Annotated in this window: 11 protein-coding genes; 6 read left to right on the forward strand and 5 right to left on the reverse strand. The window is 53.5% G+C overall.

The features are described from left to right. Window positions 1–2: 2 nt before the first annotated feature. From KO497_RS00770 to KO497_RS00780, 3 genes are all read right to left on the reverse strand, one after another. Window positions 3–896: an ABC transporter permease gene (locus KO497_RS00770; RefSeq protein ID WP_215942065.1), complete on the reverse strand. Its 894-nt coding sequence runs from the start codon at window positions 894–896 to the stop codon at window positions 3–5. A gap of 2 nt (window positions 897–898) precedes the next feature. Next, entirely contained in the window at window positions 899–1,816 is a 918-nt protein-coding gene (locus tag KO497_RS00775) for an ABC transporter permease (RefSeq protein WP_215942066.1), read from the reverse strand. A gap of 100 nt (window positions 1,817–1,916) precedes the next feature. After that, the gene (locus KO497_RS00780) at window positions 1,917–3,446 is read right to left on the reverse strand and encodes an ABC transporter substrate-binding protein (RefSeq protein ID WP_215942067.1); all 1,530 of its coding nucleotides are present in this window, start codon (window positions 3,444–3,446) and stop codon (window positions 1,917–1,919) included. Window positions 3,447–3,652: 206 nt separating this feature from the next. Between KO497_RS00780 and KO497_RS00785 the strand changes: the two genes are divergently transcribed. Beyond that, entirely contained in the window at window positions 3,653–4,591 is a 939-nt protein-coding gene (locus tag KO497_RS00785) for a LysR family transcriptional regulator (RefSeq protein WP_215942068.1), read from the forward strand. A gap of 134 nt (window positions 4,592–4,725) precedes the next feature. Continuing rightward, on the forward strand, window positions 4,726–6,078 hold the full coding sequence (locus tag KO497_RS00790; protein WP_215942069.1) for a cytochrome-c peroxidase: 1,353 nt from the start codon (window positions 4,726–4,728) through the stop codon (window positions 6,076–6,078). Here KO497_RS00790 and KO497_RS00795 read toward each other — a convergent pair. Together KO497_RS00795 and KO497_RS00800 are read right to left on the reverse strand one after the other, a co-directional pair. Beyond that, window positions 6,075–7,565: a CRTAC1 family protein gene (locus KO497_RS00795; protein ID WP_215942070.1), complete on the reverse strand. Its 1,491-nt coding sequence runs from the start codon at window positions 7,563–7,565 to the stop codon at window positions 6,075–6,077. The genes KO497_RS00790 and KO497_RS00795 overlap by 4 nt on opposite strands. Further along, window positions 7,562–8,743: an ROK family protein gene (locus KO497_RS00800; protein ID WP_354668070.1), complete on the reverse strand. Its 1,182-nt coding sequence runs from the start codon at window positions 8,741–8,743 to the stop codon at window positions 7,562–7,564. Before KO497_RS00800 ends, KO497_RS00795 begins: the two co-directional genes overlap by 4 nt. Before the next feature lie 272 nt (window positions 8,744–9,015). Between KO497_RS00800 and xylF the strand changes: the two genes are divergently transcribed. From xylF to xylB, 4 genes are all read left to right on the forward strand, one after another. Beyond that, entirely contained in the window at window positions 9,016–10,038 is a 1,023-nt protein-coding gene (xylF, locus tag KO497_RS00805; RefSeq protein ID WP_215942072.1) for a D-xylose ABC transporter substrate-binding protein, read from the forward strand. Window positions 10,039–10,211: 173 nt separating this feature from the next. Beyond that, the gene (locus tag KO497_RS00810) at window positions 10,212–11,507 is read left to right on the forward strand and encodes a sugar ABC transporter permease (RefSeq protein WP_215942073.1); all 1,296 of its coding nucleotides are present in this window, start codon (window positions 10,212–10,214) and stop codon (window positions 11,505–11,507) included. Continuing rightward, on the forward strand, window positions 11,504–12,253 hold the full coding sequence (locus KO497_RS00815; RefSeq protein WP_215942074.1) for an ATP-binding cassette domain-containing protein: 750 nt from the start codon (window positions 11,504–11,506) through the stop codon (window positions 12,251–12,253). Before KO497_RS00810 ends, KO497_RS00815 begins: the two co-directional genes overlap by 4 nt. Next, window positions 12,250–13,689 (forward strand): xylulokinase, encoded by a 1,440-nt coding sequence (gene xylB, locus KO497_RS00820; protein WP_215942075.1) that lies wholly within the window; start codon window positions 12,250–12,252, stop codon window positions 13,687–13,689. The genes KO497_RS00815 and xylB overlap by 4 nt, the downstream gene beginning before the upstream one ends. Window positions 13,690–13,691: the final 2 nt, after the last annotated feature.

A 13,691-nucleotide genomic window follows, 5' to 3' on the forward strand; every position in this document is an offset into this window, starting at 1 on the left:
CATCAATTCCTGTTCTCAGGGGCTGTGACATCACGGATGCCGTCACCCAAAAGGTTAATTGCTAGGATCAACAAAAAGAGCGCTGTCCCTGGAATGGCGATCAGCCAACCGTCGAAAAACATCAGGCCTTTGGCCTCAGAAATCATCAGCCCCCAGCTGGGATCCGGCGGTTGAACGCCAAGACCAAGAAAGGACAAAGCAGCTTCAAGCAGGATCGCATGCGCCATTTCAAGCGTCGCAATAACGATGAAGTGGTTGAGGATATTGGGCAAAACTTCGACGAATAGAATACGACGGGTCGTGCTGCCCAAGGCTTCCGCTGAGGCGACGAAATCAAGGCCGCGTACTTGCTGTGTGGCGCTGCGCATCACGACAGCGAAACGGTCCCAGATCAGCAAACCCAGCACCCAGATGACGACGGTCAGCGATGATCCCATCAGGCTCACCACCGCCAAGGCCACCAAGACAACCGGCATGGACAGGCGTGTGGTGATCACAAAGTTGATCACGTTATCGACGCGGCCGCCGAAGTAGCCTGCACAGACACCCAAAGTCGTGCCGATCACGCCGGAAATCAGCATTGCCGAGAACCCGATCATCAGCGAAATCCGTGCGCCGTAAATCAAGCGTGATAGATAGTCACGCCCCAAATGGTCCGTGCCCAGAATGTGGTCCCAAGTCGTTTTAGGACTATCAAACCAAACCGGCGGAATAAGTTTACGAGATAGAATTTGCTCGTAAGGATCATGCGGCGCCAACATCGGCGCAAAAATCGCGATAAAGATAATCGCAAAAACGACAAAGGCACCAAACAGAACACCACGATGATTGAGGGCCTGCCGCAAGACCTGCTTGGAGGGCGACGTATGTGCGGAAGTGGAAACGGGAGTGGTCATGATCAAGAAATCCTAATCCGAGGGTCCAGCCAAGCGTTCAGAACATCTGCCAAAAAAGTCAGCATAATGTAGAACACGCTTAAAACGAGGACGATGGCTTGCATCATCGGTAGATCCGCACGTTGGATCGACTCCCAGGCGAGAAAGCCCAGTCCGTTGACCGCAAAGATTGTCTCGATCACGATGGAACCGCCAAGCATGAAACCGAATTGCACGGCCGCCAATGACACCACCGGAATGATCGCATTGCGCAGCGCATGTTTAAACAAGATCGAAAAGCCGCTGGCCCCTTTGGCCCGTGCGGTTCTGATGTAATCCGAGCGCAGCACTTCAAGCATGCCTGCACGGGTCAGACGCATCACGCCGGGAGTGATAAAGTACCCAAGGGCAATAGACGGCATCACAAAATGCGCCCAAGTGTCAGTGCCGGAGACTGGCAAAATGCGCCAATTGATCCCGAACCAAAGCATCATCGTCAGCGCGAACCAAAAACTTGGCATCGCTTGCCCGACGACGGCCACAGTCAAAGCGAACCGATCAAGCAGGCTATTGGGGCGGATCGCGGCCACAACGCCCAATGGAATGGCAAGCACCAGCGCGAATATCAACGCGGACAGACCAAGCGTCATTGTCGTTTTCAATCGTGCGAAAATTTCAATCGACACGGGCTGGTTCAGATACAGTGATTGCCCGAAATCCCCCTGCGCCGCGCGTCCGAGCCACGACATGAACTGAACGGGGATCGGCCTGTCATACCCGTAGTATTCTCGAATACGTACGATATCAGCCTGTGTTGCGTTTTCACCGGCCACAGCAATGGCAGGATCGCCTGTCAAGAACGTCATGGAAAACGTCATCGCAGACACCGTTAGGACAACCAATAAGGCCGTCACCAGTCGTTTAATGAAAAAAGCTATCACAGTATCAAGCCCGTTTTGTTTGAGAAAAGTGAGGCGACACTCCCCCGATGGCCCAAGGGCATCGGGGAAGGATCATCGACTTCGTTCGAGTGTGTTTTGCCTAGTTCCAGGTTGCTTCGAAAAAGCGTGGAATTTCATCCGACGTCGGTGTGAAATTCAGGTCTTTCGAAAACGCGTAGTATTTTGCGTAGGTAAACATCGGTAACCAATAGGCTTCTTCGGCGATAATACCCAAGGCCTCGGCATAGGCTTCCTTGCGGACGGCACTATCAACAGATGTATCACCGCGCGCCAAAGCTTCGGCCGTACGTGGATCTTTGGCTGGATCATCAGCACCGCCAGAGAAGAAATGCGGCGTGATCGCGCCCACATCAGGAATAGACCCAGAGCCCCAAGTCATGTGGTTGATCGGAGTCTTACCTTTATGCGTCAGATCAAGAAGGCTTCCGTACTGCATCCAGTTCAAATTGGCACGAATGCCAACAGCGGCAAGATCACCGATAACCGCTTCAGTGAATTCACGCTGACGGTAACCATACAGATCAAACTCAAATCCAGCAGGATAACCGGCCTCAATCAAAAGCGCGCGGGCTTTGTCTGGGTCATAGTCGTATTGCTTTACATCTTGCGTACAGCCAAACTGATCAGGGTGACAGGCGGAGTGAATCACAGTGGACGCAGGACCAACCAATTCAATCGCGATGGCTTCGCGGTTGATCGCGTGTGACACGGCCTGACGCACGCGTTTGTCGGTGAAGAAATCCTGACCAGAATCCCCATCGACATCAAACGCCATATAGGAAATGCGCAGAGTCTTTTCGTTTACGACAGAAACCTGCCCACTGTCTTCCATCCGCAGAGCCTGCTCTTTAGGGACATCCCAAATCCAGTCCAGACCGCCTGTTAGCAATTCAGCAAGCTGGGTGTTGGATTCAGAAATCGTCCGGTAACGGATGTTTCCAATTTCAGGCGTGCCTTTAGGGCCACCTTCAAAATAGGCGTCATTGCGCTTCCAAAGAATGGATTTGCCAGTTTGGGAGTCGGCAACCATGTAAGGCCCTGTCCCCACAGGCGGCACCGAGCTATAATCTTTGCTGCCATCAGCGCCCGTTGGCGCATTGTCGTAATGCCCAGACGGCATGATCGAAATTTCGTTGGACAAATAAGAAAAGGCCAGCGGGCTTGGGGCGTTCAATTCGATACGCACAGTATAGTCATCGATTTTCTCTGCAGACTTCATCCAGTTATAGATAGAGGCCGCAGGAACACCGTTTTCTTCATCCAACAAGAAATTGATGGTGTAGACCACATCATCCGCGTCGAATGTGCTGCCGTCGTGAAACACGACATCTTCGCGCAGCTTAAATTCAACGGCCATATTGCCGTCCCATGTCCAGCTTTTCGCAAGCAGCGGGTCGAATTCACCTGTTTCAGAGTTGAACAAGACAAGGCCGTCCCACCCCATTTGCCCCATGATCACCAATTCGCGCGTCACACTAAAATACGGATCGATGACTGCGATTTCTTTATCAGTTGCCCAGTTCAGCGTATCGTCTGATTTACCTGCAAATGCAGGCACAGCAAGCGACGCCGCGAGGGCTCCAGCGAGTGCCAGTTGTAGATGTTTCAAATTTTATCCTCCCTTAACAATGCCCAAGATCCTAACGCCCTGTACCGCTGGGGCTGACAAGTTTTGACTTGCCAACACGCAAAGGCCTGTGGTCGATTTCCCTGTCTCGAACATGTGTAAGGTTGATAATCAAGCGTGTGAGTCTATAAAGCAAATGATAAATAATTATCTCTTCATGCATTCTTGTTATAGTAAAAGGATAGCCCATGCATATGCCTCTGCGCCAGATCGAAGCCTTTCGTGCGGTCATCGAAACAGGCAGCATGACAGAGGCTGGAAAGCTGTTAAATGTCTCTCAGCCTGCGATCAGCCGCCAAATTCGCGAACTGGAACAAAGGTTTGGCATAAACCTTTTTCTGCGTCGCGCAGGTCGGGTCGAGCCGACCAAAGATGCGCAACTCTTGTTTGCCGAGGTCGAACGCTGTCTTGGCGGCTTGGAACAATTCGTGAAATTCGCCGGCGAACTGGGCGTATCGCGTCGTCAACGATTGCGAATCGCAGCCACGGTCGGTCATTCATATTTTTTATTGCCCGATGTGATTCACGCCTTTCATAAAATCTATCCCGATGTGACGATTTCACTGCGCAGCGGACCATCGCCTGAAGTTGTCGATTTGATCGAAAAAGGCCAAAGCGACATCGGCTTCGCGCTTTTACCGCCTGAGTCTCATGGTGTCACCACAGAGACGATGCCCGAGGTCGAATTGGTCTGCGTTGTGCCAAAAGATCACCCGCTTGAAACCAAAGATTTTATCGAACCCATCGACCTAAAAGACACGCCTCTGCTGCTGATTTCCGAAGACAGTCTAATGCGCAAGCGATTGCTGCAGGCCTTCCAAGAGGCGGGTATCCGGCCCAACGTCATCGTCGACTCGACCTATACTGGCCCGATTTGCAGTCTTGTTGGGCAGAACATGGGCGTCTCGATTGTCGATCATCTGACGGCGGCTTCAAATGCCTATCAAGACATCACAATCAAGCGGTTCAGACCTTCAATCCCCTGTGAATTAAAACTTGTCACCCATGCACGGCAAGACATTTCTGCCCCCGCGCAGGCCTTCGTTGATCTTGCCAAAGAAGTTCTCGTGCGAATCTGTGAATCCTCAGACTTAAATGCACCACATAAGACAGGCCACGTCAGATAATCCGCGCTCAGACCATTGGACGCGGCAAGCTGTTTTGCATTTTCTTAAAGATGCACCTGACGATGGTTCAATATACGCCACAAGGACTGTCTTGTGATGTTGCGATACGATCCTGCGTCCCTTAGCCTGATCATATGCGCATCATTCCTTTCATAACCTTTTTCGTTTTATCCACCTCATGCGCCAGCGCCGAGCCTTTGCCTGCGCCTGTGCAAGATGACGACTTTAGACCGGTAAACCTTGACGAAGCGGCCCTTGGGCAGCTGTTGTTTTACGATCCTATTTTGTCTGGAAATTCCGAAGTGGCCTGCGCCAGTTGTCACCATCCCGCCTTTGGAACATCGGATGGTCTTTCCCTTGGGATTGGCGATGGCGGCATCGGTTTGGGGACCCATCGTGAGGTCAGCAACGCCAACCTGCCAGAGGAACGCATCCCCAGAAATTCGCCCGCTTTGTTCAATTTGGGTGCGCATGAATTTACGGCCATGTTCCATGATGGTCGCCTTGAAGTCGACCCTTCCCGTGCCAGTGGCATGCGCACAGATATGGGCGAGGATATGGAAAACGGCTTTGCCTCGATCCTGTCTGCGCAAGCCATGTTTCCCGTGCTCAGCCGCGATGAAATGGCAGGGTCCTACAATGAAAACGACATTGGCCGATTGATCCGCCAAGGTCTCATCACCGGTGATGAGGGCGCGTGGGATGTGTTGGCAAAACGCGTGGCCCACCTGCCCGATTACGCCACCCGTTTCATCGAAGTCTATCCACATATCTCTGAAGCAAATCAAATTGCTTTTACAGATATCTCAAACGCGATTGCGCGCTTTATCGAATTTGAATGGCGATCCGACACAGCGCCATTTGACGCGGTTTTGGCGGGTAAACGGCAACTAACAGGTCAAGCACAAACTGGGATGGATCTGTTCTATGGCGATGGAAATTGCGCCTCTTGTCACAAAGGCCCCTTTTTGACCGATCACACATATCACGCGATGGGAGCGCCGCAAATAGGGCCGGGGAAATCCGCAACATTTGAAGATCATCACCGCGACGACGGGCGCTTTCGCGTCACGGGGCGACTTGAAGATCGTTACGCCTTTCGCACGCCATCCCTGCGTAATATCGCTCTGACTGGCCCCTATGGGCACGCAGGCGCGCATTCAGATTTGGCGACATTTATCGCCAGTCATGCAGACCCCGCGACGTCGATTTTTGAATACGATCCCGCACAGGCAATCTTGCCAAACCTTGGCAAAGCAGATCAATCAGACATCGACTTTAGCGTGATGAATGACCCTGAACAGGTCAGCGCCATTGCTGCCGCTGTGCGCACGCCGCCTGTGTCTTTGTCAGATGCAGATGTGGCGGCTTTGGTCGCCTTTCTTGCCACTCTGACTGACACCGCCAGCTTGCAAGGGCGTTTGGGCATACCTGACCAAGTGCCCAGCGGATTGGACATTCCCAATCCTGACCCAAATCCCAACTAAGGCTTGATCATCTCAACAGACTGCCCAGCTTTATGATGCGCTGAGGATATGGTGCCGTCAGGCCAAGTGACCGTGACAAGTGCCTCGGTTGCATCCCCAAGTCCGAAATGGCGTGGCAACAATTGCCCGCCTGCGTGGCCACCACCAATGGTGTTTTGAATCATTTGCGTACCCTGCGGCGTTTGCACCGTGATCAGCGCGCCAATCGCATCACGATTTCCGCCAGCTTTCTGCAAAGATACGCCGAGCCAATGGCCTGTCTGGGGGGTAATATTGCGATAGAGCTCAAGCGGGGCGCGCCGATTGACAACAATCAAATCCAAACGCCCATCCTTGTCAAAATCGGCCAAAGCAGCGCCGCGAGACCGCGCGGCCGTGGCAACGCCAGCTGTGGCGGCAGTTTCCATGAATGTGCCATCTTCGTTTTGCATCAACAGGTTGTTCGGATCATCCATCGCCATCCCCGGCATTTGATCCACATTGCCTTTGGCGATGAACAGATCTGCACGGCCATCGTTATCGATATCGCCAAACTCTGCATGCCACCCTGTCGAGGGGCGTCCATCGTCACCGATATGCGGGCGCTGCGCATAGGTGCCAATGCTGTAATCCGCCGCCGCATAGGTGCCATCAGGTTGCGATAGTTGTAAAAGCTGATCGCCCATCGAGGTCAACATTACATCGTCAAACCCATCCGCATTCAAATCGCGACTGGCGATCCCCATGCCCCACAACGACACGTTTTGCCAGCCATCCGCGGCATCAAGAAAACGCCGATCCTTGATGTCCCACATTTGCTCATGGCCCTGTTTGACGTAGTAATGCCGATCGTTGGACAACCGCAGACTTGTGCGTCCCCGTGCATCTTTGCTCGCCAAAATCGACAGGGCGCAATATCCGGGGCTTAAGACTTCGGCTTCATATCCCTGCCCCATGGGCCGTAAAATCGTGTTCACATCGCAGGCTTCAAACGGCCCGTCTGGATCATCACGATCCACGTAATTGCCAATCGCAAGTGTGGGGCGCGCGTCCCCCTCCTCCCACCACGCTGTGAAAGCCGTACTCCAACGTGTGTCGGTTTTGATGCCCAGCGCCTGCGTCGCATCAACGAAACCGCAGTTGCCATCGCCCTTCAAGACAACATTACGACCTGCGCGCAGAACAAACAGATCGACATGGCCGTCGGCGTCCATATCGATGGGATAGGCGCCGGTTGTCTGGGTGAGGCTTGGAATTGGTGCATCTGCAAAGGTGAAATCACCCATGTTGCGCAACAGCTTTGCGCGCGTCTCGCCACCAGCGGCAAACACATCAGGCAGCGTATCGCCGTTGCAATCAAACACCGCGACGCCGCCGCCGACAAAATGTTCCCATCCGCCGCTGTAAACATGTGAGGGCAAGCGTGATGACATATCTTCGAACATGGGCTCGGCCCGCAAAGGCGGCACCATGATCAACGACATCAACACCCCGCCCAGCACCTTCATGCGTTGCTCGTTTCACAAGCGGTCACAAATTGATCTGACAAAGCACTGATCGCCGGCACAGTTGCCCCATGCGCCCAGACCATATCATCCCAAGGCCGTATTGCGATGGCGCAGGGTTTGCGCATATCTGACAAAGTCATCGTTTTCATTTCGGCCAAAACCTCGTCAGCAAAAAGGTAATCATAGCGCGTGCGCTCGCCCGAAATGATGATCAGCGGCGGATCGAAAAGCTGGACAACATTGGACAAGCCGACAGCCAAATACCGTCCCGCACGCCGAAAAATCGTGGCGGCAGCGGTATTTCCCGCTTTTGCCTCATCAAACAGTAAATCCAACAAATCTTCGGGTGTGCGATTGTGCATTTCCCCCAAATCCAAGGCCACGCCCACCTCGCGGGTGAGCGCATAATCCCCAAGATAGGCTTCAAGGCACCCACGCTGACCGCAGCGACACAGCGCCCCGTCCATTTGTACCTTTGTATGCCCCAATTCGAGTCCAACACCATGACTGCCTCGATAAAGGGTATTGTTGACAACAAGCCCCATACCGACGCCATTCTCAATCGTCACCACGGCAAAGTCGGTCTTGTCGCGCCCCTCTCCGAACCAAAGTTCAGCAAGGGTCAGCATATTTGTGTCGTTGTCGATAAACAGTGGCATATCGAACCGCGCAGCAAAGGCTGGCGCAAAATCGACATCGTCACCTTGCAGCAATGAACACCACCGCACCACGCCACTTTCCATATCAACGATCCCGGGCAGCCCAACGCCAACAGCGCCGATGTTTCCGACCGAGATCTCGCCTTTTTGCGCCAACATCTCGATCAGGGTGGTCATTTGATCTAACAGTTGCGTTGGCGTGCGCCGTTGATTGCTTGAGGGCAAAGTCACCCCCGCAAGCACATTTCCAACAAAATCAGATAAAACCGCTGAATGTCGTCTTGAAGACAATTTGATTCCCACAACGTAAGCGGCGCTTGGCACGACCTCCAACGCAACAGATGGACGCCCCCGCCCCGTTTCACGCGTTGGCTCATGCACCTCGCGCAGCAAACCAGCGGCAATAAGATCCGAGGTGACCGCTGTTGCACTGCCCGCACTGATTTTTAGCGCCCGCGCCACGTCAGCGCGCGCAGCACGCCCGTTCGCGCGCACGTGCTGAAAAAACTGCTGCCGCAAAGATGCTGCCTTGGTGGTTCCAGACTGGAGCAATGGGCCACAGCCTGCACCAATCGCTGAGGGATACATATAATTCATCATATAAAAGAAATATCACAAAAACCTACGTACTCAACCCGAAACCGATAGGGTTTCGTTAATAATTCGATCAAGTAAGGACAGCTTTCTATATTTTTACTTTACTCATTGAAGTTAATTGCGGCAATGTCACCCCACGCGAGTCGTGTGACTCGTCCTCGAATGCATTCGAGGGAACCTTAGGGAGGAACGTCATGAATAAATTTATCATCGCGGCTGCTGTTGCAGCCTCTGGTATCGCCACGACAGCTTTGGCAGAAGACCTAACAGTCGGCGTCAGCTGGTCTAACTTTCAAGAAGAACGCTGGAAAACAGACGAAGCCGCAATCAAAAGCGCACTTGAAGCCGCTGGTGCCACATATATTTCAGCTGACGCACAATCATCATCTGCCAAACAGTTGTCTGATGTTGAAAGCTTGATCGCGCAAGGCGCTGACGCCTTGATCATCCTTGCGCAAGACGCCGCAGCCATCGGGCCAGCCGTTGACGCAGCAGACGCAGAAGGCATTCCCGTTGTTGCTTATGATCGCCTGATCGAAGACAGCCGCGCCTTTTACCTGACATTCGACAACGTCGAAGTTGGCCGCATGCAAGCCCGCGCCGTCTTTGCCGCACAGCCAACTGGCAACTACGTTATGATCAAAGGCTCCCCCACCGATCCCAACGCAGACTTCCTGCGCGGCGGCCAGCAAGAAATCTTGCAAGAAGCCATCGACAGCGGCGCGATCACAATTGTTGACGAAGCCTACACAGACGGTTGGTTGCCCGCGAATGCGCAGCGCAACATGGAACAAATCCTGACAGCCAACGACAACGCCGTGGATGCGGTTGTGGCTTCTAATGATGGCACAGCGGGCGGTGTTGTTGCGGCCTTGACGGCACAGGGCATGGAAGGCCTTCCTGTGTCTGGTCAAGACGGCGATCACGCTGCTTTGAACCGTGTTGCTCTTGGCACGCAAACCGTTTCCGTTTGGAAAGACGCACGCGAGCTTGGTAAAGCTGCCGGCACAATCGCAGCCGAATTGGCCGCGGATGACATGATGAAAATCGAAGGCAGCGCAAGCTGGACTTCTCCTGCGGGCACCGAAATGACCTCTATGTTCCTCGCACCGGTTCCTATCACCGCTGAAAACCTGTCTGTTGTCACAGATGCAGGCTGGATCACTGTAGAGGCCCTCTGCCAAGGCGTCACAGATGGCCCAGCGCCCTGCAACTAAGACATAACGGACCAGATCACCTGATCAGTTAAACGAGGTCTGGATCCCGCCCCTGCGACGGGGTCCGACACGTAAATTTCACTCATTTTGGCATCGATTGTACACGCAATAGATCGGCCCGCCCGCTGTGCGCAATCGACCGCCAACATCCTCGACCGTTCAATGGAGACATAATGTCTGACCAATCAAACGCCAAGTCGCCCCCAAAACGCAGCTTTTTGCAATCTCTTGAAATCGATCTGCGCCTTCTTGGCATGATTGGCGCCTTTCTCGCCGTTTGCCTTGTCTTTAACCTGTTGACTGATGGTCGTTTTTTGACGCCGCGCAACATTTTCAACCTATCGATCCAGACCGTTTCAGTCGCCATCATGGCCACGGGCATGGTTTTCGTCATCGTCACGCGACATATCGATCTGTCTGTGGGCGCGCTTTTGGCGACATGTACTGCGGTCATGGGCATGATGCAGACATCATGGCTGCCAAATATCTTAGGGCTTGAGCTTGGGCATCCGCTTATCCCTTGGATCACGATTATCGCAGGGCTGTTGATCGGAGCTTTGATTGGCGCAGCACAGGGCTGGTTGATCGGGTATCACGGCATCCCAGCCTTCATCGTCACACTCGGCGGATTGTTGATTTGGCGCAACGTTGGTTGGCACCTCACAGACGGTGCTACAATCGGTCCGCTCGACAAGACCTTTATCCTTTTTGGCGGCATCAACGGCACACTTGGCGCAACATGGAGTTGGATTGTGGGCATAGCAGCCGCTGCCATCTCATTGTTTTTCATCTGGTCGGGTCGAAAAACGAAAATACAGCACGGATTTCCGGTCAAACCAATGTGGGCCGAATTTACCGTGATGGCCCTGATCACAGGGGCGATATTAGGCTTCGTCGCAACCTTGAACGCTTATACTGTTCCGACGCGTGTGATTGCCCGCAACCCCGCCCTGTTTAGCTGTGAATCAGCGGAAGGCTGTGTTGCGGCTTACGGCATACCCTATTCGGTTTTGGTGTTGATCGCTGTTGCCATCGTTATGACCGTGATTGCCCTGCGCACACGCCTGGGACGCTACATTTTTGCGACAGGCGGCAACCCTGATGCGGCGGAACTTTCGGGCATCAACACACGCTTTTTGACTGTAAAAATCTTTGCGATGGTCGGCGTGCTTTGCGCCCTTGCAGGCATCATCGCCTCGGCGCGCCTTGGATATCACACAAACGATATCGGCACACTCGACGAGCTGCGCGTGATTGCGGCTGCTGTGATTGGTGGCACGGCTTTGTCTGGTGGCGTCGGGACGATTTATGGTGCGATCATCGGCGCATTGATCATGCAGTCTTTGCAATCGGGCATGGCCATGGTCGGTGTCGATGCCCCCTATCAAAATATCGTCGTCGGCGCCGTGCTTGTTTTGGCCGTCTGGATCGACATCCAATACCGCAAACGTCTGGGAGGTAAGTCATGAGCACGCCCTTAGTAGAAATGAAGAATGTCTCTATTGCCTTTGGTGGCGTACGCGCAGTTGATAATGTGAGCATCGATTTGCATGCAGGCGAAGTTGTTGGTCTTTTGGGTCACAATGGCGCTGGAAAATCGACGTTAATCAAGATGCTGTCTGGAGCCTATAAAATGGATTCCGGCGAAATCTGGATCGAAGGCAACAAAGCCACGATCAATTCCCCGCGTGACAGTCGTGACTATAATATCGAGACGATTTATCAGACACTTGCATTAGCGGATAATCTGGACGCGGCCTCAAACCTGTTCTTGGGGCGCGAATTGACCACGCCTTTTGGGTTTGTCGATGACAGCCGAATGGAATCTGAAACCCGCAAAATCATGGCGCGGCTGAACCCCAATTTCAAGAAACTCAAAGAACCTGTGTCGGCCTTATCTGGTGGGCAACGCCAATCTGTCGCCATTGCCCGCGCGGTGTATTTCAACGCGAAAATCTTGATCATGGATGAACCCACGGCTGCGCTTGGAGTCCATGAAACCGCCATGGTCGCGGAATTGATCGGCGAGTTGAAAAAGCAAGGTCTGGGCATCTTTTTGATCAGCCACGACACGCGTGAAATGATGGAGCTGTGCGACCGCGTAGCGGTTATGAAAAACGGTCAATTGATCGGCTCAGAACGCGTCGAGGATGTTACAGAAGATGACATTCTATCAATGATCATTCTGGGTAAAAACCCAAAGGCAGCAGCATGACATATATCGGACTAGACCTCGGAACCTCTTCGCTCAAAGCGATTTTGATCGACGAAAACCAATCTGTAATCGCCGAACAGGCTGTCGCCCTCAGCGTCTCTCGGCCCCATGACGGATGGTCTGAGCAAGATCCAAAGTCATGGATCGACGCCACAGGCACGGCCATGAAAGCCCTTGCCGCACAGGCTGATCTGTCAGGCGTGCGCGGGATTGGGCTGTCGGGCCATATGCACGGCGCCACGTTGTTGGACGGCGCAGATCAGGTGCTCAGGCCTTGTATTTTGTGGAATGATACGCGGTCTTTCCATGAAGCCGCAACCTTGGACGCGGACCCGCAGTTTCGTGACATATCTGGCAATATTGTCTTTGCAGGTTTCACCGCCCCCAAGGTGGCATGGGTGAAAAACAACGAACCTGATGTCTTTGATAAAATTGCGAAAGTGCTGTTGCCGAAAGACTATTTGCGTCTGTTCTTGATTGGCGATCATGTTGCTGAAATGTCAGATGCTGCGGGCACTAGCTGGCTTGACGTTGCCAAGCGCGACTGGAGTGACGCCTTGTTGGCGGCAACCGAACTGGCCCGAAATCACATGCCTCGGCTGGTCGAGGGCTCAGAGGTCTCTGGCACCCTGCGTGATGCTTTGGCAGCCGAATGGGGCCTGCCAAAAAATGTCGTCGTAGCCGGTGGCGGTGGCGACAATGCGGCAAGCGCGATTGGTGCGGGTGTTGTGAACAAAGGCGATGCCTTTGTGTCGCTTGGCACCTCTGGCGTTTTATTCGCCGCCTCAGATGCCTATCAACCCGATGCGGCCAGTGCTGTGCACACATTCTGTCACGCGGTTCCAAACATGTGGCATCAAATGGGGGTGATTTTGGCCGCGACGGATGCGTTGCAATGGCTCAGCAAAATCACGGGAAAATCAGCGCCTGAATTGACCCAAAACTTAGGCACGCTGCAGGCCCCTGGACGGACGCTGTTCTTGCCTTACTTGGGTGGCGAACGCACCCCGCATAACAACACAGATATTCGCGGACAGTTCTTGCATTTGGATCACGGCACAGATGTGGAAAGCATGACACGTGCTGTTTTAGAAGGCGTCGCTTTCGCCTTTGCCGATTGCCACGATGCGCTGCTGTCAACCGGCACAGTGATTGAACGCGCTATCGCCATGGGGGGCGGGGCAAAATCTGACTATTGGTTGGACGCGATTTCAACCGCGCTTGGCGTGTCATTGCTGGTGCCACAATCCGGTGATTTTGGCGCCGCACTGGGTGCTGCACGTCTTGCCATGATGGCCGCGACAGGTGCTGGCGTCGAGATCGCGACCTTGCCGCCGATTGCCAAAACAATCCGTCCAAATACACAACTTCAACCTGCATTCAACGACGCGCATGATCGTTACAAGCGCGCTTACTCTGCTCTAAAGGGCCTTTAAAT

Source organism: Pacificibacter marinus (genome assembly GCF_018860665.1).
Taxonomy (GTDB): domain Bacteria; phylum Pseudomonadota; class Alphaproteobacteria; order Rhodobacterales; family Rhodobacteraceae; genus Celeribacter; species Celeribacter marinus_A.

Excerpts from the sequence above, each read along its gene's own strand:
- KO497_RS00770 (WP_215942065.1), bottom strand. The coding sequence starts at position 896 with ATGACCACTCCCGTTTCCACTTCCGCACATACGTCGCCCTCCAAGCAG.
- KO497_RS00785 (WP_215942068.1), top strand. The coding sequence starts at position 3,653 with ATGCATATGCCTCTGCGCCAGATCGAAGCCTTTCGTGCGGTCATCGAA.
- KO497_RS00790 (WP_215942069.1), top strand. The coding sequence starts at position 4,726 with ATGCGCATCATTCCTTTCATAACCTTTTTCGTTTTATCCACCTCATGC.
- KO497_RS00795 (WP_215942070.1), bottom strand. The coding sequence starts at position 7,565 with ATGAAGGTGCTGGGCGGGGTGTTGATGTCGTTGATCATGGTGCCGCCT.
- xylF (WP_215942072.1), top strand. The coding sequence starts at position 9,016 with ATGAATAAATTTATCATCGCGGCTGCTGTTGCAGCCTCTGGTATCGCC.
- KO497_RS00810 (WP_215942073.1), top strand. The coding sequence starts at position 10,212 with ATGTCTGACCAATCAAACGCCAAGTCGCCCCCAAAACGCAGCTTTTTG.
- KO497_RS00815 (WP_215942074.1), top strand. The coding sequence starts at position 11,504 with ATGAGCACGCCCTTAGTAGAAATGAAGAATGTCTCTATTGCCTTTGGT.
- xylB (WP_215942075.1), top strand. The coding sequence starts at position 12,250 with ATGACATATATCGGACTAGACCTCGGAACCTCTTCGCTCAAAGCGATT.